Origin of the sequence: Corynebacterium sp. ED61, assembly GCF_015233855.1 — a bacterium.
Classification (GTDB): Bacteria; Actinomycetota; Actinomycetes; order Mycobacteriales; family Mycobacteriaceae; genus Corynebacterium; species Corynebacterium dentalis.
This window is the reverse complement of record NZ_JADGIT010000003.1, coordinates 166,142-185,326: the sequence shown is the minus strand read 5'-3', so window position 1 is coordinate 185,326 and position 19,185 is coordinate 166,142. Positions and strand designations below refer to the sequence as shown.

Annotated in this window: 21 protein-coding genes and 4 tRNA genes; 14 read left to right on the top strand and 11 right to left on the bottom strand. The window is 59.8% G+C overall.

Translation table 11 applies throughout. The features are described 5' to 3' along the window. Positions 1-25 precede the first annotated feature (25 nt). Positions 26-355, bottom strand: coding sequence for a hypothetical protein (locus tag IM764_RS04605; protein ID WP_194187068.1), 330 nt, complete (start codon positions 353-355; stop codon positions 26-28). 202 nt (positions 356-557) lie between these two features. Here IM764_RS04605 and IM764_RS04600 point away from each other — a divergent pair, with 202 nt between their 5' ends. Then, positions 558-1,145: a recombinase family protein gene (locus tag IM764_RS04600; protein WP_288802356.1), complete on the top strand. Its 588-nt coding sequence runs from the start codon at positions 558-560 to the stop codon at positions 1,143-1,145. Positions 1,146-1,197: 52 nt separating this feature from the next. On the opposite strand, the gene IM764_RS04595 is transcribed toward IM764_RS04600, so the two are convergent. From IM764_RS04595 to IM764_RS04580, 5 genes are all read right to left on the bottom strand, one after another. Further along, the gene (locus IM764_RS04595; protein ID WP_194187066.1) at positions 1,198-1,641 is read right to left on the bottom strand and encodes a hypothetical protein; all 444 of its coding nucleotides are present in this window, start codon (positions 1,639-1,641) and stop codon (positions 1,198-1,200) included. Positions 1,642-1,695: 54 nt separating this feature from the next. After that, entirely contained in the window at positions 1,696-2,076 is a 381-nt protein-coding gene (locus IM764_RS04590) for a hypothetical protein (RefSeq protein WP_194187065.1), read from the bottom strand. Between the two features lie 88 nt (positions 2,077-2,164). Next, positions 2,165-2,338 (bottom strand): hypothetical protein, encoded by a 174-nt coding sequence (locus IM764_RS10340; RefSeq protein WP_228073334.1) that lies wholly within the window; start codon positions 2,336-2,338, stop codon positions 2,165-2,167. 25 nt (positions 2,339-2,363) lie between these two features. Then, positions 2,364-2,768, bottom strand: a complete 405-nt coding sequence (locus IM764_RS04585) for a hypothetical protein (protein ID WP_194187064.1) — start codon at positions 2,766-2,768, stop codon at positions 2,364-2,366. Positions 2,769-3,033: 265 nt separating this feature from the next. Further along, complete coding sequence (locus IM764_RS04580; RefSeq protein WP_288802305.1) at positions 3,034-3,432, bottom strand: hypothetical protein; 399 nt, start codon at positions 3,430-3,432, stop codon at positions 3,034-3,036. Between the two features lie 149 nt (positions 3,433-3,581). On the opposite strand from IM764_RS04580, the gene IM764_RS04575 reads away from it, so the two are divergent. Further along, positions 3,582-3,986, top strand: a complete 405-nt coding sequence (locus IM764_RS04575) for a DUF4229 domain-containing protein (RefSeq protein ID WP_288802306.1) — start codon at positions 3,582-3,584, stop codon at positions 3,984-3,986. 59 nt (positions 3,987-4,045) lie between these two features. On the opposite strand, the gene IM764_RS04570 is transcribed toward IM764_RS04575, so the two are convergent. From IM764_RS04570 to IM764_RS04560, 3 genes are read right to left on the bottom strand one after another with little or no spacing between them, the layout of a single operon-like run. Then, positions 4,046-4,933, bottom strand: coding sequence for a 1,4-dihydroxy-2-naphthoate polyprenyltransferase (locus IM764_RS04570; RefSeq protein WP_194187063.1), 888 nt, complete (start codon positions 4,931-4,933; stop codon positions 4,046-4,048). Positions 4,934-4,991: 58 nt separating this feature from the next. After that, positions 4,992-6,302 carry an AMP-binding protein gene (locus IM764_RS04565; protein ID WP_194187062.1) on the bottom strand — a complete coding sequence of 437 codons (1,311 nt, stop codon included), beginning with the start codon at positions 6,300-6,302 and terminating at the stop codon, positions 4,992-4,994. A 32-nt stretch (positions 6,303-6,334) separates the two neighbouring features. Further along, positions 6,335-6,754 (bottom strand): hypothetical protein, encoded by a 420-nt coding sequence (locus IM764_RS04560; protein WP_194187061.1) that lies wholly within the window; start codon positions 6,752-6,754, stop codon positions 6,335-6,337. 324 nt (positions 6,755-7,078) lie between these two features. Here IM764_RS04560 and IM764_RS04555 point away from each other — a divergent pair, with 324 nt between their 5' ends. Further along, positions 7,079-8,461, top strand: a complete 1,383-nt coding sequence (locus IM764_RS04555; protein ID WP_194187060.1) for an NAD-dependent succinate-semialdehyde dehydrogenase — start codon at positions 7,079-7,081, stop codon at positions 8,459-8,461. Between the two features lie 132 nt (positions 8,462-8,593). On the opposite strand, the gene IM764_RS04550 is transcribed toward IM764_RS04555, so the two are convergent. Beyond that, positions 8,594-9,538 carry a 1,4-dihydroxy-2-naphthoyl-CoA synthase gene (locus IM764_RS04550; protein WP_194187059.1) on the bottom strand — a complete coding sequence of 315 codons (945 nt, stop codon included), beginning with the start codon at positions 9,536-9,538 and terminating at the stop codon, positions 8,594-8,596. Between the two features lie 19 nt (positions 9,539-9,557). Here IM764_RS04550 and IM764_RS04545 point away from each other — a divergent pair, with 19 nt between their 5' ends. From IM764_RS04545 to IM764_RS04525, 5 genes are all read left to right on the top strand, one after another. Next, entirely contained in the window at positions 9,558-10,625 is a 1,068-nt protein-coding gene (locus IM764_RS04545) for an o-succinylbenzoate synthase (protein WP_228073333.1), read from the top strand. A gap of 62 nt (positions 10,626-10,687) precedes the next feature. Then, the gene (gene menD / locus IM764_RS04540; RefSeq protein WP_228073364.1) at positions 10,688-12,580 is read left to right on the top strand and encodes a 2-succinyl-5-enolpyruvyl-6-hydroxy-3-cyclohexene-1-carboxylic-acid synthase; all 1,893 of its coding nucleotides are present in this window, start codon (positions 10,688-10,690) and stop codon (positions 12,578-12,580) included. Further along, positions 12,577-13,038 carry a DUF3592 domain-containing protein gene (locus IM764_RS04535; RefSeq protein WP_099298012.1) on the top strand — a complete coding sequence of 154 codons (462 nt, stop codon included), beginning with the start codon at positions 12,577-12,579 and terminating at the stop codon, positions 13,036-13,038. The genes menD and IM764_RS04535 overlap by 4 nt, the downstream gene beginning before the upstream one ends. Positions 13,039-13,091: 53 nt before the next feature. Continuing rightward, positions 13,092-14,420, top strand: coding sequence for a glycosyltransferase family 1 protein (locus tag IM764_RS04530; RefSeq protein WP_194187057.1), 1,329 nt, complete (start codon positions 13,092-13,094; stop codon positions 14,418-14,420). A gap of 71 nt (positions 14,421-14,491) precedes the next feature. Further along, on the top strand, positions 14,492-15,187 hold the full coding sequence (locus IM764_RS04525; RefSeq protein WP_099298010.1) for a demethylmenaquinone methyltransferase: 696 nt from the start codon (positions 14,492-14,494) through the stop codon (positions 15,185-15,187). On the opposite strand, the gene IM764_RS04520 is transcribed toward IM764_RS04525, so the two are convergent. Further along, a complete protein-coding gene (locus tag IM764_RS04520; protein WP_228073332.1) occupies positions 15,184-16,512 on the bottom strand; it encodes a geranylgeranyl reductase family protein in 1,329 nt (442 codons plus the stop codon). The two genes, IM764_RS04525 and IM764_RS04520, sit on opposite strands and share 4 nt — an antisense overlap. A gap of 276 nt (positions 16,513-16,788) precedes the next feature. On the opposite strand from IM764_RS04520, the gene IM764_RS04515 reads away from it, so the two are divergent. From IM764_RS04515 to secE, 6 genes are all read left to right on the top strand, one after another. Continuing rightward, positions 16,789-17,808, top strand: coding sequence for a polyprenyl synthetase family protein (locus IM764_RS04515; protein ID WP_194187055.1), 1,020 nt, complete (start codon positions 16,789-16,791; stop codon positions 17,806-17,808). Between the two features lie 121 nt (positions 17,809-17,929). Next, positions 17,930-18,011: transfer RNA gene (locus tag IM764_RS04510), tRNA-Tyr, on the top strand. Positions 18,012-18,226: 215 nt separating this feature from the next. Next, positions 18,227-18,299: transfer RNA gene (locus IM764_RS04505), tRNA-Thr, on the top strand. A gap of 74 nt (positions 18,300-18,373) precedes the next feature. Beyond that, a tRNA-Met gene (locus tag IM764_RS04500) sits at positions 18,374-18,450 on the top strand. Between the two features lie 171 nt (positions 18,451-18,621). Further along, positions 18,622-18,694, top strand: a tRNA-Trp gene (locus IM764_RS04495). 103 nt (positions 18,695-18,797) lie between these two features. Then, positions 18,798-19,142 carry a preprotein translocase subunit SecE gene (secE, locus tag IM764_RS04490; protein WP_099298008.1) on the top strand — a complete coding sequence of 115 codons (345 nt, stop codon included), beginning with the start codon at positions 18,798-18,800 and terminating at the stop codon, positions 19,140-19,142. Positions 19,143-19,185 lie beyond the last annotated feature (43 nt).

Here is a 19,185-nt window from a genome sequence, read left to right as displayed (position 1 = left end):
GCCGACAGTGCCCGTCTCCTTCGAGTTACCAAGCACCGCCATCTGCCTGTGGCCACTGCCCCGGGCGGAAGCGGACCCCATATTTCCCGCCCTCCAGGAGGGAAATCTCCATCTCCACACAGGTTTCCCCTGTTGAATCCGAAAGGTAGAAGGGCTGGTCGGGTTCATAGAACCAAGTTTCAGGGCCGCCGGTGATGCAATTACCAAGCGCCCGAGCATATTCGTCATCAGCTGTCATAGCGGTAAAGTATGTCCGGCCAGCGTCCCCCACATTGTCCCGCCGAGGATTTACTCGCCCGAAACCTTCCAGGGGAATCCATCCGGTTCCTTCAATGCGCTTCCAGTCGTCAGACATTGTCACTCCTCAGTTCAAGTGGGCTTCTAGTCGAGGATATCTAATGTCGATTTCCTTAGCTATGGTATGAAATTGCGTCTCTCGGGTACACCCCAGACGAACACTTTGTGAATGACAAGACTTCCTGTTCGCTAGGGTTGATTCCATGACTAACGGAACAGAACCGTCACTACCTCTAGAGATCACTGAACAGTCGGGTGTGATCTCGGGGCAGAAGGTGGGTTATGCGCGAGTGAGTTCGAAAGATCAGAATCTTGATCGCCAGATCGAACAACTCAAAGCGGAGAAGGTCTTCACCTATTACACAGATAAGGCTAGCGGTGGGTCGAGAGAGCGCCCGGGTCTTGATGAGGCGATGCGGTATGTCCGCGCAGGGGATCAGCTTGTGGTCACTTCGATGGATCGGTGCGCACGTTCACTGACGGATCTGTATGCCATTGTTGACGAGTTGGTCAGCAAAGGGGTGTCGGTGAAGTTCCTCAAAGAGGGGCAGATCTACTCGAAGGATTCCACTCCGATCGCCAAGCTGATGCTAGGGCTATTGGGTTCGGTGGCAGAGTTTGAGCGCTCCATTATTAGGGAGCGTCAGGCAGAAGGGATCGCTCGAGCGAAGGAACGCGGTGTGTATAAGGGGCGCGCTCGTGCGCTCACCGATGAGCAAGTAGCTCAGGCACGTACATGGATCAGCGCTGGCGTGCCGAAAGCAGAAGTTGCTCGGCGTCTTGGGGTGGGAAGGACGACTTTGTATGGCTATCTGGGGGCGTTAGAGCAGAAGCCAGATTTACTCTAACAAGAAGTGACCCTTTCCGCGATGGAACCATCTGCAATTTGAGTGTCGGTGACTACTGAAGGGCGACAGCTTCCTCGCGAAAGCCATCTTTGCCCCAGTAATCTTCATCCCACCAAGTAATGGACTTATCAAGTTCGATCAGCACGAAATGATCTGGTAAAACGACTCCATCGAATTGAGCGATAGCCGGAATGCCGAGCGCGTGTAGCTTTTCGGCAAATTGTTCTTTCGCGCTGAATTCTCTATATAGGTCTATGCCTAGGAACGTATCCGAAATCGGTAGTTCTCTATATCTCATTGTCACTGTGACACAGCGCTCATTCTCGATGCGACAAAAGATCTTTCTCCCTTCGTCACCGGGCTCTGGTGCTTCGATATCAATATACCCTTCGAGTTCTCCGAACTCGTTTATACCAGATTGATAGCACTGTGAAGATACTTCTTTCACGGGCCCGCCTAAGGTGACTGGGAGGGAAAATTCGGGTGTGAAGTCCATGGGATCTACTCCTAAAACGAATGCAGAGAAGTCAAGTTGCGGAAATTTTAGTAATCATTTCCAGCAAATAGACGCAAGTTTCCCTCCTTCTATAAAGAAACTGACAGGATGGTCCTCAAGGTCAATCCCATCTATGTCAATCGCGGACTTGATGCCTGCTTGTGCCAGTAGTTTTTGGAATTTCTTTGGTCTTTGGCTCATTGAAATGCCGACAAAGGTGTCGGTTTCTGATATTTCGCAAATTTCAATCTCTGTAACGATGCCCCCGTCTAGCGAGAATTTTACCAACCTCGGCTCACCATCGATTGTGATCTTTCCATGTAAAGAAGGCCATTGAGAATCGGGTTTATATTTATAGTTGTCGAGAACGTTCCTGTAATACTCTGCGGGAACATTTCTCCGAAGAGGTTCGAGAGGTTCGGTTGTGAAATTCATGGTGCTCCTTACGTGCTAGGAATTGTGGCGTTTACTTGGACTTTATTGCTGATGGATCCACCCTGTTGTGCATACTAAACCATTCCCTTCAGGGCTCCGTCGTGCTTATCTCCAATTTGCTCTGTATAAATTCTACCTTCTTGTTAAATAGCTCGTCCATTTTTTTGTCACGGATCAGTTGCGCTTGTTCTTGCCGGTATCTTTCTGCCTCTTTGCTGCTGTTCTTGCGCAAAGCGCAAGAAGCCTTCTGCGGAGCGGACATGTTCACCTGCTTGTTGCGCAGAGACTTAGGCTTTACCTGCCCAGGATGCTGCCTCAGTGGCGTATTGGTTCGCCTTGACCGCATCGCCTCGTGCGGCGAAATAGGATTGCTGAGCCTTGGCCGCTGATTGTGCTGCCGAGAAGGCTTTCTGCAACAACCCGTTGTTATAACCATCGTGGGTCGCGCGCTGCGCATCGGCGGCAGCACGGCGAGAAGACTCAATGGTGACGAACTCGTTGAGCCCTGCCCTGTCACCGCGCACAGCAGCTTCGGCAGCGGCTTTAACCTCTGGGGTGCCGGTGCGGGTCAAATCGTAGGCAAAACGCAACTGATCTTCGTAGCGTGCCTTGTTGAAACCTCCACCATTGACGAAGCCATCGAGAGCATCAAAGGTGTCTGCTTGCAAAGCTGCATCTGCAGCGGCTTGCACGCTGGCTCCACCTGAGCCTCGGATCTGCCAAACCTGTTGTACGAGGGTTGGCTTGCGGATTTCTTCGACATCGTCGGTAGCGAACCAATGAACCAGCGATTAGTCCTAAGACGCTGCCGAAGATCCACAACAGACCAAACAGTGGGACCCAAGCGATCAGCACCAACTCCCACGGGTCTCGCCAAACAGCGGGCGTGCCGCTAGTAGTACCTACAGGGTGATTAAAACCAACTCCGACCCAACGCAGCCCCTCCCAGAAGCCGGCTCAGTTCTCTGTCTCCGGATCAGTGCCGTTATCCGGGCGCTGATCCTTCGGGTCTAGCTGAGTTTCGTCCTTGGGTTTCTGGTTATTCTGCGCGTTTTCCTCGCGCGCCTTGTCTTCCAGCTCTTGCCTGCGTCGGGCACGTTGAATGCGCAGTTCCTCCTCGCGTTCGGCCTCACGACGCCGCTTGAAACGTTCCTTCTGGATGTTCCATAGAAAGTCCGGATCGTCATCGGGACCGGCCGGGGTGGAGCCCACCTGCTTTTGACCTCGTCCCCGCAATCCCGGCCACTGTCCCGCACCTCGGTCGGAGCCGCGTCGCACACCGGAACCAGGACCGAAAGCCTTCCACAGCACAACGATCGTCACGATGATGAGGAGCAAAATGACCAAACGGCCCACGGGTTCAGTGTCCTTTCCGACGCACAAACTACTTCATTCCATCGTAAGTGATCCCCACAACCTCATGGGGTGAGCTGCAGAGATTGTTGGATGGCTTTGCCCACGGGGAGATTCGCCAGAACAGCCGCACCGAAACTACGCTGTAGAGCGTGAGTAAAGATGATCAACATGCTGAAGTGAACGCCGCTGCGGAAGAGCCACGGGAGGATTCGGCTGCCGGTACGCAGGTCGGCAGTGCTCAGGCTGAGCCCATCGGCAAGCCGAAGCTGAGCGGAAAGGCCGTGCGAGACATCGCGCTCTACGGCCTGTGGCGCATCGTATTGTTCCTGGCGCTGACGTTCCTGATCCACTCCATCGTGATCCTGCTGGGCATGGCCAGCTTCTTCCCACTACTGATCAGCGCGATGCTCGCGCTACTGCTGGCACTTCCATTATCGATGGTTCTATTCAAGAACCTGCGAGTGCGTGCTACCAAGCACATCTCAGACTGGGATGCTGGCCGGCGAGCCCACAAGCTGCAGATGCGCAAGCAATTGGAAGAGCGCTTGGGTTAAGAGTCCTTGGAGGCGGGGAGCTTTCGACGACGGGGAGCGTGGCGTCGGAAAGAAAAGGGCTACACGAAAGAAACCACAGCGACGATCAGCGCCCACACCAGCATTCCGCGGCCGGTGATGCCGAGCACGGGGATCAGGCCGCGGCCTTGGACTTCCGCACGGATGATGCGCGTCGCGTTGAACCAGAAAATGCCCGCGACCAGGGCGATCAGCATGAGGGGATGAACCACACCTACCGCAATCGTGAGCACCACAGCAGTTGCGACGAGTGCTTGCCACAGCAGACGCGTTCGGCGATCCCCGAGGCGGACTGCCAAGGTGATCTTGCCGGTCTCGCTATCGGTGGGGATGTCTCGCAAATTATTCGCGAGATTCACGGAACTGGACAGGGCGCCGATGGTCACAGCCAACGCGAGGCCCACCCAGGAGACACGTCCAGCCTGCGTGAACTCCGTGCCCAGAACCGCGACCAGGCCGAAGAAAATAAACACCGCGACCTCGCCCAAACCGCGGTAGCCATAAGGGTTCTTTCCGCCGGTATAAAACCACGCACCGAGAATGCATAGCGCGCCGATGAGGATGAACCACCACGCGCTTAGCAGGCTCAGGACAATGCCCGCGATACCCGCGACAGCGAAGCTAGCGAACGCCGCGTACTTCACCTTGGACGGCTCCACCAAGCCGCTGCCCGTCAGTCGCAGTGGACCCGAGCGATCCTCATCAGTGCCGCGAATTCCGTCGGAGTAATCGTTGGCGTAATTCACACCGATGATTAGCGCCAAAGAGACCACCAGGGCCAGGAACGCGTGGAAGAAGTTGGCGCCCCCGGCTAGTTGCGCGGCGGCCGTACCAGCAAGAACAGGGGAGATGGCATTAGCCCACGTGTGCGGGCGTGCGCCCTCCAACCACTGTGCGGCGGAAGCGCCGGGATGAGAAGTGTGTGTCATCGTGGAATCGATCTCTCTGCTAGAAACGAGCGGGCCCGGCGTGGGGCTGGTAATACTCCTACTTTAGCCCGGGGGTGTTGCGCTCAATAAGCAGGTCAGCGATAGCGCGGCGATCCACCTTGCCGGGGCCGATCAGCGGCAGTTCCGGCAGGGCAATCGCCATGGTGGGGATGAGGTAGCGAGGGATGGGTGCTTGGCTTTCGTCTTGTGGTGCGCCGCGGAGCTGGTCGCGCACGTCATCGGTGATGTCCGTGGGCGCGGGGGCCTCATGTGACTCGATGGCAATACCAATGGCCTGGCCAAACTCCGGATGAGGGATGCCCACCGCGCACACCGCGCCGCTGAATGTCAGCTGCTGTGGGTGGCCGGTAGCGGAAGTGCATGTGGCGGAGCGGAGATAGGAGGAGATGAGGCGCTCCACCTCCTCGGGCAGAATCTTGTACCCGCCGGAGTTGACCGCGCCATCCGCGCGGCCGAGGACTTCCAGCGTGCCGTTGTTTAATGTCCCGAGGTCAGAGGTGACAAACGTGCCGGGAGAGGGGAAGGCTTCTGCGGAATCCACGTTGCGGTAGCCCGCGGCCACCACGGGTCCGCGAATATGAATCCGGCCGGGTTGATTGGGGAGCGTGGCGTCGACAACAAGACGAACACCCGGTAGCGCGCGGCCGTCATATACCGCACCACCGGCGGTCTCGCTGGAGCCATACGTGGTGACCAAGCGAGCGCCAGCTTCGCGCAGTTCCGCGAGCAGATCCCCGCGCGCTGCCGCTCCGCCCACCAGTACTGCTGAGTAGCCAATGAGAGCGTTGACAGCCTGTGGATTTGCAGCGATGCGTTCCAGTTGGGCAGGAACCAAAGAGGTGTAAAGGCAGGCCTCCGGGTAGGTGGCGCGCAGTTGCTCCGTGTCCGCGATGAACCCGGCCGCAGAGAAGCTCGCCTCGTCTTGGAGATGGCGCGCGACCAGCGGCTCAAAACCCGCAGCGAGACTCCGCAAGATCACCTGCAAACCAGCAATGTGGTGCGGCGGCACGGTCAGCAGCCACGCTCCGGGCACGGTCTGCGGGCCAAACTTATCCGCGAGTAACTCCGCCGTGGCATCGGCAGATGCGCGCAGGTTGTCCGCGGTCAACATCGCACCTTTGGGCGTGCCCGTGGACCCGGACGTGCACGCGATCAATGTCCCCGCTGTGATGGGTTCGTCCACGCGCATAGCCTCGCTGAGCTGGGTGTTTGCGTGCTGTTGTGCTGGGGAGTGGGCCGGAGGTAGCGGCAGGATCGACGCCAAGCCCCTCATCATTTCGCGCAAAACCGCCACAAACGGGTACAAGTTCCGGGGATCCGCTGTGGCGGTGTCTAACGCGATGCTCATGCTTGCAGAGTCTAGTGGGTGCCTGAGACGGGCTATTCCCTGAGGTAGAGGCCAAAATCATCGAGCTGATCGCGCATGGTTTCCAACTCGATGGGGCCGGGCACGCGCTTGTGGATGGCGACGAAAGCTTCCTGGATATCCATGCTGGTCGCAGGCGTGCGGCCGGTATCGATGAGGTAGCTCACGATGTCCAGGTAGGACGGGCTGCGGCGATCCAAGGCATTCAGCGATGGGGTGGCGAGGTCCGCCTCTGCCTTGAAGTAGCGGGCGAGCTCGTGCTCGTTGGCGGGCAGCCAGGTTCCATCCGGCAGTTCAATGCGGGAGGCTGCGGCGGTCAGCGAAGGCTGACGATTGATCACGCGACGGTTGGAGGGTTCGTGGAAGCGGACTGGCGCCTCCGGAACATTGCGCTTCAATACGTGTCCAACAAGTCGGTTCATGAGTGCGAACATGGGTTGAGCTCCCTCCCGTGGTGTAGGTAATTGCGGGTTTTGATCGTCCCTAGAATCGCGAGCAGATTTAATATTTTCTGCCAACTATCTATCTGGCATGATCTAGTGGGGAGTCTAGCAAATTAGTGGGAGTTTTCAAGTATTGGTGTTGGGCAAGCATTGAAATTTCAAATTACTAAGTATCCGGGAAGTTTTGCAGACCTGCAAATGGGAGTGGAACTACCAGCGTGTGGCGTGAATCCGCGAGGGGGTCTTCTAGTTCCGTTCTGGATGCTGCCTTCGGGATCCGTTGCGAGGGTGGGGAATAGGGAGTAAGCAAGAGGTATGTCCACTTTTAACGTTCAAAACCCAAACAACGGAAAAACCGAAGAAGAGTTCAACCGAATCAATGATTCTGATCGTGATGCGATCTTGGACCGCGCGAAGGAAGCCTTCGCCAGTTGGCGCCAGGCTCCCATCGAGCAGCGCGCAAAGGTTCTAAGCAAGACGGCTCAGTTGTACCGTGATCGCCAGGACGAGTTGGCCGAATACATTGGACGCGAAATGGGTAAGCCCACTGCCCAAGCCAAGGACGAGCTACAGACCACCTGGGAAATTTACGAATGGTATGCCGAGCATGCCCATGAGCTCCTCGCAGACAAGCCCCTCGCCGCTCAAGGAGCGCTGCAAACTTACGTGCGCAAGGATCCCCTAGGCGTACTCCTCGGGGTTATGCCATGGAATTTTCCGTACTACCAGGTAGCTCGTTGGGCAGCGCCGAACCTGCTGTTGGGCAATACCTTGGTTCTCAAGCACGCGTCGATTTGCCCGCTGTCCTCGCAGGCCTGCCAGGACCTCTTGGAGGAGGCTGGCTTACCGCAGGGTGTTTTCCAGAACATCTACGCCTCCGGATCTCAGATGGATGCCTTCGTTGCAGACCCTCGCGTGTCCGGCGTGTCCCTCACGGGTTCGGAAGAAGCTGGAGCTGCAGTAGCGAAGACCGCAGGCGAGCACTACAAGAAGTCACTGTTGGAGCTTGGTGGCAACGATCCATTCATCGTACTCGATGACGAGAATCTGGATTGGGTATTGGATCAGTATGTAGCTCTGCGCATGTTTAACGCTGGCCAGTCATGCAACGCTCCCAAGCGCTTGATTGTCATGGAAGACTTCTATGACAAGGCCGTGGAATCCCTCACTGAAAAGATCCAGGCAGTTAAGCCGGGTCCCTTCGATGATGATTCTGCTGATATGGGCCCACTTTCCTCGATTGGTGCTCGCGATGACGTGGTGGAGCGCATCGCCGAGGGCGTTAAGAAGGGCTGGGCTCGTGTCGCCGTAGGCGGTTCTGCTGTGGATCGAGCCGGTGCGTACATGGAGGCTACGCTCCTCACTGATGTGGATCCCGAGTCTGACTTGGGCTGCAACGAGATCTTTGGTCCAGTAGCCTGCCTCTACAAGGCGTCAGATGTGGAGCATGCGCTCGAAATCGCCAATAACTCAGACTATGGGCTGTCTGGTTCTGTATGGGGAGCTGACCTCGATAAGGCTCATGAGGTCGCAGCCCGCCTAGAGGTCGGTATGTCCTTCGTCAACTCACATGCTGAAACCGCTGCCGGCCTACCGTTCGGTGGTGTGGGACGCTCCGGTTATGGTCGAGAGCTGGCCGAATGGGGTGTTGGCGAATTTGTCAACGATCACCTCATTCGGGTTAACGCCCAGGGTTAGAATCCCTTCCGCGTGCACCCCAGCTCCGAGGGTGCACCCGGATTTTTTGGCTAACCATCGAAAAGGCTAAAGCTTCCGCTACCCACTGCACCACTTCCCCCTGCTGATCTCCCTTGCAGAGGGTCTCCTAACTCAGTAGTAGTATGGGATGCTATCCCATTCCGGTGCGCGCTTTTCAAGGAAGGCGGCCTTGCCCTCAGCTGCCTCATCGGTCATGTAGGCTAGACGTGTCGCCTCACCAGCGAAGACCTGCTGACCCATCAACCCATCATCAGTCATGTTGAACGCAAACTTCAGCATCCGCTGCGCGGTAGGGGACTTCGTATTGATCTTACGCGCCCACTCGATGGCCACATTCTCCAGCTCCGCGTGATCCACCGCGCGGTTGACGGCTCCCATCTGGTGCATCGTCTCAGCATCGTAGGTATCGCCCAAGAAGAAGATCTCGCGCGCGAACTTCTGTCCCACCTGCTTGGCTAAGTATGCAGAGCCATAGCCTGCGTCGAAGGAGCCCACGTCTGCGTCGGTCTGCTTGAACTTGCCGTGTTCGCGGCTGGCCAGGGTCAAGTCGCACACCGCATGCAGCGAGTGTCCGCCTCCTGCTGCCCATCCGTTGACCAGGCAAATAACCACCTTCGGCATGGTGCGGATGAGGCGCTGCACTTCGAGAATGTGCAAGCGGCCGCCTTCGGCCTTCGCGCGCGTCTCGTCCACGGTCTCTGCGCCCGAGCCGGTCACGTCGTCGTTGTGTTCGGTGGCGTACTGGTAGCCAGAGCGTCCGCGAATGCGCTGGTCGCCACCGGAGCAGAACGCCCACCCGCCGTCCTTCGGGCTCGGGCCGTTGCCGGTCAGCAGGATAGTGCCCACATCTGGGGTGCGCCGAGCGTGATCCAGCGCACGATACAGCTCGTCCACGGTGTGCGGGCGGAAAGCATTGCGCACTTCGGGGCGGTCGAACGCAATGCGAACGATGCCATCAGCCCGCGTCTTACCGACGTGCCGGTGGTACGTGATGTCCGTGAAGTTGAATCCGGGAACGTCGCGCCATTGGGTGGGATCAAAGGGATTGATAGTCATGTATGGCAGTTTAGTTGTCATGATCTCTTTGTCTGAGCTCCAGGATCGCGCTCACCCCGTTGCCTTGCCGTTGCAGGTGCCGTTTCGTGGGGTGCAGGTGCGTGAGGCCCTCCTATTCGACGCCACTTCTCGCTGGTCAGAATGGTCCCCCTTCCTCGAGTACGAGGCGGACGAGGCTGCGCGGTGGCTGCGCCACGCGGTGGATTTCGGTTTCGGGGGGGTCCAAGCCAGCCCGGTGCGGGATTCTGTGGAGGTGAATGCCACTATTCCTGCCGTCGACATGCGCAAGGACGGCACTGACGTGATTGATGCGCTGATGCGCCGCTACCCGGGCTGTTCAACCGTAAAGGTCAAGGTGGCGCAACAAGGCCAGGAATTGGCTGATGATGTGGCGCGCGTTGCTGCCGTGCGCGCGTGGTTTGCGGAGCAGAGGCACGGCGGCAATGGGGGCGAGCGCCCCATGATCCGCGTGGATGCCAATGGCGGGTGGACAGTGACCGAAGCAGTGGAGGCCATCGAGGCACTGCTGGCTGGAGGGCCGCTGGACTACGTAGAGCAGCCGTGCGCGAGCGTCAGCGAATTGGCGGAGGTGCGTAAAAACGTCCAACGACGTGGGCTCTTCGTTCGGATCGCCGCCGATGAGGCCATCCGCAAGTCCGCGGACCCGCACGCAGCTGTGCGCGAGGTAGTGGATGCAGGAGCTTGCGACGTGGCGGTTCTCAAGGTTCCGCCGCTGCAAGGAGTGGACAACGTGCTGAGCATCGCGCGCGAGGTGGCTGAGCTGGGAGTGGCAGTGACCATCAGCTCCGCACTGGATACTGCGGTGGGCATGGGTGCTGGCATGTATGCGGCAGCGTGCCTTCCGCAGTTGCACGACGATGATGGCATGGCGGTGGCCATCCAGCCCGCAGGGTTGGCGACGGGCGGATTGTTCGCTGTTGACGTCGGGCAAAGAAACATCGTGGACGGACACATGAAGGTGAAAGACTTGGTCCCCGACGCGGCGGTGATGGAAGAATACGCGCTGGTGGGGGAGCGGAAAGACTGGTGGATGAACCGATTGGCTAACAGCTACGCGCTGCTCTAAGCGGGTGCGGTGTGATGTTCCGGGAGGAGTTGTCTCGGGCCTGAAGTAGATTGGGGAGCGTGATGGAGCAAGACCTAAACGCAGCAGAGACCAACAGCCCGCAATCGCTCGAAATCGGGCGGATGAGCCCCGCCGTGACCACCGCCGTGGTGACGGTGGATCAGCTGATTCGCGACGGCGTGCGTGAAGTGGTGGTGTGCCCGGGATCCCGCTCGGCGGCGCTGGCGCTGGCGTGTGCGGAGGCGGAACGCGCTGGTCGGCTGCGCATGCACGTGCGGACAGACGAGCGCACCGGCGCCTTTTTGGCGCTGGGATTGGCCAAGGCCACGCGCCGGGCAGTGCCGATTATCACTACTTCGGGCACTGCGGTGGCCAACTGTCTGCCCGCGATGGTGGAGGCCACGCTGAGCCACGTTCCGCTGCTGGTGATCTCTGCGAACCGTCCGCTGCGGATGATTGGTACGGGTGCGAACCAGACCATTGAGCAGGTGGGGATTTTCGGGGCTCACGCGGTGGCAGTACTGAGCACGGGCGATCCCGATGCGGTGGAGGCTGCAGGCGCTGCAACTGCGGATCCCGAGGAGGCCGAGAATGCGCTGACGAACCGCGTGCGCGAGGCTGCCGCAGCCGCAGTACAGGCAGCAACCGATCCCGTGACTGGCGGTGGCGTGCAGCTGGACGTGCCTTTGCAGGAGCCGCTGGTGCCGGAGTCCGCGGATGCGCTGAGTCTGTTCGCACAGCAGGTCGCGGGGCAGGAAGCTGCTGGTCAGGAAGCGGCAGTGCCGGAAGCAACAGTGTCGGACGCGAACGTGCAATCTTCTGCCCGTCCGCTTCCGCACGGCAAGACCACAGTGGATATCAGCAAGCGCACGCTGGTGATCACCGGCAGCATTACCGACGAAGTGTGGGCACGCGAAGTAATGGAGCAACTCGCGCACGTGCCCACCATCGCCGAGCCCACGGCACCCGCCCCCGGATTCCCTGTGCACTGCGCAGCTGCCGCGATGTTCTCCGCGAGCGAGGTCAGCCAGGGCGAATACTCAGCCATGACCCAGCCGGAGCAGGTCGTGGTGATCGGCCGACCCACGCTGCACCGCCCAGTCCTGGGGCTGTTGAAGTCCACGGACGCGCAGGTCATCGTGCTTTCTGAGACGGACAGCGTGTTCACCCTCGCCAGCAATATCACCGCCGTGGCCAGCGGAATCAGTGTCACCGGCGAGCATCCCACGGGATGGACGAAAGTCTGTCAGGCCATCAGCGACATGGGTGCGGATGCGGTGCGTGACGTGCTTGGTGCTTCCGTGGAAGAGCACTTCACCGGGATGCACGCCGCGGCCGTGGTAGCAGATAGCTTGCGCGACGGCGACGCCTTCGTGGTCGGCGCCTCCTCCGCGATCCGCGATGTCTCCCGCGCCGGGCTGCCCTTCGACGGCGTGCGAACCCTCGCCAGCCGTGGTGCCGCGGGGATCGACGGCACGTTGTCCACCGCCATCGGCGTGGCCATGGCCCATGCCTCCGCTGACCCGACGGCCGTGCGCGCCCCACGCACGGTGGCATTGGTCGGCGACCTCACGTTCTTGCATGACGCCGGCGCGTTGAACATCGGTCAGATGGAACGGCGCCCGGAAAACCTCCTGATCGTGGTAGTTAACGACGCCGGAGGTGCCATCTTCGAAGGCCTCGAGCCCGGCCAAGAAAACCTGCGCACCTTCGGCGACGGCACCTCCGCCTTCGAGCGCGTATTCGCCACTCCAGTCTCTGTGGACATCCGCTCCCTGTGCGATGCCTACGATACCGACTACCAGCAGACCTCGACAGCCATGGAACTGCTCGAAGCCATCCAGTCTCACGCCGAGCAACCACCCGTGGGCATTACGGTGGTGGAAGCGAGGGTGGACAGAGGTTGGCGTCGAGAAATGGAAGAAAAGATCAACCACGTGGTGGCGCCATCATGACCCCCACGCCGGCGCAGCAACGGCGGCCATTCCGGCGAGCGAAACAGCTGGTCATCGGGTTGACCGCGTTCATGATTCTGGTGTGCGCCGGAATGGTGGTTACGGCGGTGATTGATGACATGTCCATCGCCAAGGACCGACGGACTGCAGTGGCGGAAGTTATCGACGTGGGAAAGCTGCGCACAGCCGTTCGCTTCCGCGAGGAAGACGGAACGTATCACCAGCCTGCGACAGGACTGAAGTATCCGACGGGCTTGGAAGTGGGGGAGAGCGTGCGCGTGGAATACAGCGCCAGTGATCCCGCCAACGTGAAGGTTGCAGGGCGCTCGTGGACGCTGTCTGTGATTCCGGCACTGTCCTCGCTGCTGGTGGCGCTGTTGCTCTCCGCCGTATTGATGGGCGCGATTCTGGCGCTGGAAAAGAGAAAAGTTACCTTGAGTTCAGAATCAGTTGACTGATACTTAATATTCCAGCAACCAGCAGGAGAGATTGGGAGGAGATACTTACACGCATGCGAGTTGCCATCGTTGCTGAAAGCTTCCTCCCCAACGTCAACGGAGTGGTGAACTCCGTCCTGCGCGTACTGGAATATCTGCGCAGGGAGGGGCACGAGGCCATCGTCATCGCGCCGGGAGCGCGAGACCATCAAGAAGAGATCTTCACCTACGAAGGTTTCCGCATCGTGCGTGTGCCCACCGTGGAAGTGCCTGGCATTAACTCACTGCCCATCGGCGTTCCACTTCCCGTGGTGCTCACCGAGCTCAGCCGCTTCCGTCCCGATGTGGTGCACCTGGCCAGCCCCTTCGTGCTGGGTGGCGCGGGAGCCTTCGCCGCTAAGACTCTGAACATCCCGTGCGTGGCGATCTTCCAGACGGACGTGGCGGGCTTTGCGAACAACTACAAGCTCAAGGCCATGGCCAACGTGGCGTGGCAGTGGACCCGTACCCTGCACAACCAGTGCGCGCTGACCCTCGCGCCGAGCTCGCAGACCCTCGCCGAGCTGGAAGAACACGGCATCCGCAACATTCACCACTGGGGACGTGGCGTGGATACCGAGCGATTCCACCCCTCCAACCGCAGCGAGAAGCTGCGCGAAACTTGGCTACGTGAAGGAGAGCGTCTGCGTCGCGAGCACGGACAGACATCCAACATTCCCGTGATGGAGCGTCGCGTGGTTGGTTTTGTGGGGCGCTTGGCCGCAGAAAAGTCTGTAATCCGCATGGCTGCGCTCAATGACCGCGACGATGTGCAACTGGTCATCGTGGGCGACGGTCCAGAAATGGCAGAGCTCAAGGAAGCGATGCCTACCGCAATCTTCACCGGCGGCCAGTACGGCAGTGACCTGCCCAAGGCATTCGCCAGCCTGGATGTGTTCGTACACACCGGACAGTTTGAAACCTTCTGCCAAGCAGTACAGGAGGCGCACGCGTCTGGTGTTCCGGCCATCGCTCCTGCTGCAGGCGGTCCCGTGGACCTGATTACCCCAGGATTCAACGGCTACCTGCTTGAAGTGGACAGCTTTGAGCGCGATCTGCCCGGAGCCATCGATTCCATCCTCGAGGTAGGCCTGGCCACCATGAAGGCACAGTCTTTCAACACAGTCCAAGGTAAGTCCTGGAACGGCTTGTGCGAGCAGCTGATGGACTACTACCTGTCTGCGATGGGGAGCACACAGCGCCGAATGCTTTCCAGCAAGAAGCTGGCAGACCGCCAAGCCCAGCGCGCGGAGCTTTCCCGCTCCGCTCAGAACCGCCAGCGCACCGCGGTATCCCACAGCCAGCGTGCACCACAGAGCTCCGCGGAACAACACAGCACCTCGCAGCGCCTGGCCACCCGTTAAGCAGCACCTGCCCCGAGTTTTTCAACGGCGCTTAAGGCATTGCAGTTGGTGGGGCACTAGAGTGGACAACTGTGTCACGGGCCAGTCTGGAAAAGAAACCGCACGATGTTGCGAGGATGTTCGACCAAGTAGGGAAGAACTACGACATCACCAATACCGTCTTGAGCTTTGGCCAAGACAGGTACTGGCGCAAGCGCACCCGGCGCCGCTTGGATCTCAAGCCCGGCGATAAGGTCCTAGACCTCGCCGCGGGCACGGGCGTGTCCACCGAGGAATTCACCAAGTCCGGCGCATACTGCGTGGCCTGCGACTTTTCGCGAGGCATGCTGCACGCGGGACTCAGCCGCGGCCTACCGATGGTCTGCGGTGATGGCACTCAATTGCCCTTCGCAGACAACACCTTCGATGCCGTCACCATCAACTACGGCCTGCGCAACATCGTGGACTACAAGGCTGGCCTGCGCGAAATGGCTCGCGTCACCAAGCCCGGCGGCACCCTCGTCATCGGTGAGTTCTCCACACCCGTGGTGCCGCTGTTCTCCACGATCTACAAGGAATACTTGATGCGCGCCCTGCCACAGGTTGCCCGCGTAGTCAGCTCAAACCCGGAGGCCTACATCTACCTCGCGGAATCCATCCGCGCCTGGCCAGACCAGGAAGAACTTGCCGCCCAGATCAACGCCAACGGCTGGGAAAATGCCGGATGGCAAAACCTCACCGGAGGCATCGTGGCGCTGCACGCGGCCACCAAGCCTGTCGAGGCCTAGCGGGTCGGCTGTCCAAACAGCGGGCGGGAATCAGCGGCCAACAGCCGGTCTGCACCGCGAGACAATCCGCCCGCAGCGCGCCACGCGCGAGCCGTCAGGTCCGAATCCTCCGGCGAGACAAGGTTGCCCATCAACCGCGCCGCCGCGTCCATCATCTGATTGGCCACGGGTCCGCGCATCCCCAGCGGCCCCACAGCGCTCAACAGCCCTGGCATGGTCAACACGATCGCCAAGCGGCGCGCCAAACTAAACGCCGTGCCATAGTGCTCACGCAGCACGTTCGGCCACACATAGCGCAGACCGTCCGGATTCCGCGCGGCATCGGGGAGAAGCTGCACCACCAACCGGGCAGCCTCCAACGCGTAATCGATTCCCTCGCCATTGAGAGGGTTGACCAGTGCAGCTGAATCGCCGATCGTGGCCCAATTGACTCCAGAGACTCGTGAAACTGCCCCTCCCATGGGCAGCAAAGCACTCTTGACCAGCTCTGGCTCGCCGCACTGCCACTCGCCGCGAATCTGCGTGGCGTACTGCTCCAACAGCTTCTTCGTGTTCACCTTCGCTGGACGCGCACTGGTGGCTAGCGCGCCACAGCCCAGGTTCGCGCGATCCGCGCCCAGCGGGAAGACCCATCCATAACCGGGCTGAGCCACCCCCTGATCGTCGCGCAGCTCCAGATGAGAATGGATCCACGGCTCATCGCCCCGCGGAGTGCTCACATAACTGCGGGCAGCCACCCCGTGGACCAACTCTCGTAGCCACTGCACGCCCACCTGCCGGGCGATGCCGTTGCGCACCCCCTCGGCCAGCAAGAAGTGCCTTCCGCGCACCACCACGGATTCACCGGAAGATCTCGTCCCGGAAAGCTCGCGGATGCTGTGGGGCGTATCGAGTGTGGCGTCGGACAACTTCAACCCACCCACAAAACGAGCGCCCGCACGCACAGCATGCTGAAGAAGTGCCAAGTCCAGCTCTGAACGCGGAATCGCCGAACCACGCGTGGGGAACGCCCCAGTAGCCGGCCATGCTGCCGTGATCGACCCACCGAAACCGTGCAGCTTCAGGCCCCGAATCTCGGGGTGGCCATCCAAAAGATGCCCAGCATCCATCTCCTGCAGTGCCTTGACCGCCCGCGGAGTCAGCCCATCGCCACACGTTTTGTCGCGCCCCTGGCCTGGCAGCTCCGCCGACCCCAGGACAACATCCGCCATGTCCACAATCAGCGCATCCAACCCCGCACGGGCACACCAAAAACCCGCAGCGGAACCGGCGGGGCCAGCGCCCACGATGATGACGTCGGCACAAAGAACAGAAGAGGAATTCATCGCTGACCATTGTCGCATGCCCAACGCGCGTTACCCGCACGCACGGGTTCGCCACCTGCCGTTGGTCGCCGATAGTTATTCCCAGATGCACACCTGACGCACCGTCTCGGCTAAGGTATCCGTTGATGAGGTGTGATGTCTGCACACGTGAGTAGAACCCCAAAACTGGGACCCTGGCACCACCCAGACAACGCGCCACCATCGCCCCGACCACGGCAAACGCCACGACGAAAACGATTGTGACCGTAGAAGATTGTGACAAAGCTGACCACTGATATGGCAAGCATCCACAGCGCAGAAGCGAAAGCTCCGGTGGCTCCCGATCTGAGCAACCCAGAGCTCAATGCAGCTCTGACTGAGGGCATGCAGCGCGCGGAAACTCTTCTGCTCGGAGAGCTCAAGCAGGGCGAAACGTTCCTCACGGACAAAATCAGCCATCTTGCCGAGGCAGGCGGGAAGCGTTTCCGTGTGGTGTTTGCACTGCTCGCAAGCCAGTTTGGCCCGCGCGCGATGTCCGAGGAAGTGGTTCAGGCGGCGGTGGTGGTGGAGCTGACGCACCTGGCCACGCTCTATCACGATGACGTGATGGATGAGGCGGACCGCCGCCGCGGTGCGCAATCAGCCAACGCGCGGTGGAACAATTCCATCGCCATTTTGGCGGGCGATTACCTGTTCGCCGTGGCATCCAAGATCATGGCGCACCTGGGAACGGAAACTACCGCGCACTTCGCGGAGGCTTTCCAGGAGCTGGTGACGGGGCAGATGCGCGAGACCGTGGGGGCGGCCGAGGGTGAGGATGCCATCGATCACTACATGACCGTGATTCAGGAAAAGACCGGCGTGCTGATCGCCTCCTCTGGCTACCTGGGCTCATTGCACGCGGGAGCCTCCAGGGACGATGTGCTGGCCCTGCAGCGCTTCGGTCGCAACATGGGTCAGGTGTTCCAGATCGTGGATGACATCATCGATATCTGGTCTGACCCGGAGGAGTCCGGCAAGACCCCGGGTACGGATCTGCGCGAGGGCGTGTTCACACTGCCTGTGTTGTACGCGATGCAGCAGGACGATGCGGTAGGCCAGCGTCTGCGGGAGATCCTCACCGGCCCTGTCACCGATGATGCGCTCGTGGAGGAGTCTTTGGACTTGATCCGCCAGTCCAGTGGCCGGCAGCGGGCGTTGGAGGACGTGGAGCGCTACCGTGCCCTCGCGGAGGAGGAGTTGGATCGTCTTCCTCAGATCGACGCAAACTCCGCCCTGCGCGAGCTCATCAATTACTCCCTGCAGCGGCTGGGATAAGCAGGGCGTTCGCGCACTGTTGCGGTGTGAGGTTGGCCTGGTGAACCGGGAGTTGATCTGCTGATTTGCCTAAACATATGGTGCTCGTAGTAGAGTTACCTCCGCACCAGAGATGGTGCACGCCAGATTGCCCGAGCGGCCAAAGGGAGCGGATTGTAAATCCGTCGGCTATGCCTACGTTGGTTCGAATCCATCATCTGGCACAGCACAAAACCCCAAGGACTTTTTTAGCCCTTGGGGTTTTGTGCTGTCTGGGGGAGGAGCGGGCCGAGTTTGCACAACGATCCCCCGGGACTGCCACGCACACCCCGGGATTTCCCCCGCTGACGTGCCGATTTGTGTATTGCACGCAAGACTGGTTAATCTACTGCAGGCTTCAGGCACGCGACACACTTGTGTTGCGAAATACTGTAACCACGCCCCCTTAGCTCAGTCGGCAGAGCGTTTCCATGGTAAGGAAAAGGTCGACGGTTCGATTCCGTCAGGGGGCTCAGTCATTTTCTAGGCCGTCACGTCATGTGGAAACCGCAGACCGCTGGCTGGTCCGTGGGAGATGGCAGACCGTGGCGGTGTAGCTCAGCTGGTTAGAGCGCACGACTCATAATCGTGAGGTCGGGGGATCGAGTCCCCCCACCGCTACCAAGTTAAAGCCCGCTTCCTCGTTTCTACGGAAGCGGGTTTTTTGCGTGGTGAACCGCACGTTTGTGCAACACATACCAACACTGCTAGCATTCCCGATGTTGCACAACGCTCCGGCACTGTCAGCTTCGGTCAGAAAAACTGATCAAAGAAGCAGCTAGAGGTTGCGCGCAAAGGGGCGTGGCTCAATTGGCAGAGCAGCGGTCTCCAAAACCGCAGGTTGCAGGTTCAAGTCCTGTCGCCCCTGCAGTACACTTATTGCGCTAACGTTTATTCCAGCAACGTCTTGAGGGATAAACTTCCTCGGGAACGTGCATTAGTGACTTCCACCCTTTGTTAGGAGTTTCCCAGTGAGCGATGAGAGCTCAAAGACCCCCGCAGCCTCCAAGGCAAGCGATGGGACCGCTCCTCGTCCAGCAGGCAAGCGCCAGGTAGCAGGAACTGCCACCTCCGCCCGCGCCACCAGCACCTCCCGAGCTCCAGAGGTAGTCAAGACCCGCCGCAACCCATTCGTGGCGATCATCGACTTCTTCCGCGGCGTGTTCAACGAACTGAGCAAGGTCATCTGGCCTACTGCCCGCGAACTCGTGACCTACACGTTCATCGTGCTGATCTTCCTGATCCTCGTCACCGCCCTCGTGGCTGGCGTGGACTGGGTTACCACCCTGGGAGTGCGCGCCGCCTTCGGCCTCTAGCCACTCCCGTGCTACACTTGCACTAGAAAACAACCGCCTCACC

Coding starts and splice junctions, on each gene's coding strand:
- IM764_RS04605 (WP_194187068.1), bottom strand. CDS start 355: ATGTCTGACGACTGGAAGCGCATTGAAGGAACCGGATGGATTCCCCTG.
- IM764_RS04595 (WP_194187066.1), bottom strand. CDS start 1,641: ATGGACTTCACACCCGAATTTTCCCTCCCAGTCACCTTAGGCGGGCCC.
- IM764_RS04590 (WP_194187065.1), bottom strand. CDS start 2,076: ATGAATTTCACAACCGAACCTCTCGAACCTCTTCGGAGAAATGTTCCC.
- IM764_RS10340 (WP_228073334.1), bottom strand. CDS start 2,338: ATGTCCGCTCCGCAGAAGGCTTCTTGCGCTTTGCGCAAGAACAGCAGC.
- IM764_RS04570 (WP_194187063.1), bottom strand. CDS start 4,933: ATGACACACACTTCTCATCCCGGCGCTTCCGCCGCACAGTGGTTGGAG.
- IM764_RS04565 (WP_194187062.1), bottom strand. CDS start 6,302: ATGAGCATCGCGTTAGACACCGCCACAGCGGATCCCCGGAACTTGTAC.
- IM764_RS04560 (WP_194187061.1), bottom strand. CDS start 6,754: ATGTTCGCACTCATGAACCGACTTGTTGGACACGTATTGAAGCGCAAT.
- IM764_RS04555 (WP_194187060.1), top strand. CDS start 7,079: ATGTCCACTTTTAACGTTCAAAACCCAAACAACGGAAAAACCGAAGAA.
- IM764_RS04550 (WP_194187059.1), bottom strand. CDS start 9,538: ATGACTATCAATCCCTTTGATCCCACCCAATGGCGCGACGTTCCCGGA.
- IM764_RS04545 (WP_228073333.1), top strand. CDS start 9,558: ATGATCTCTTTGTCTGAGCTCCAGGATCGCGCTCACCCCGTTGCCTTG.
- menD (WP_228073364.1), top strand. CDS start 10,688: ATGGAGCAAGACCTAAACGCAGCAGAGACCAACAGCCCGCAATCGCTC.
- IM764_RS04535 (WP_099298012.1), top strand. CDS start 12,577: ATGACCCCCACGCCGGCGCAGCAACGGCGGCCATTCCGGCGAGCGAAA.
- IM764_RS04530 (WP_194187057.1), top strand. CDS start 13,092: ATGCGAGTTGCCATCGTTGCTGAAAGCTTCCTCCCCAACGTCAACGGA.
- IM764_RS04520 (WP_228073332.1), bottom strand. CDS start 16,512: ATGAATTCCTCTTCTGTTCTTTGTGCCGACGTCATCATCGTGGGCGCT.
- IM764_RS04515 (WP_194187055.1), top strand. CDS start 16,789: ATGGCAAGCATCCACAGCGCAGAAGCGAAAGCTCCGGTGGCTCCCGAT.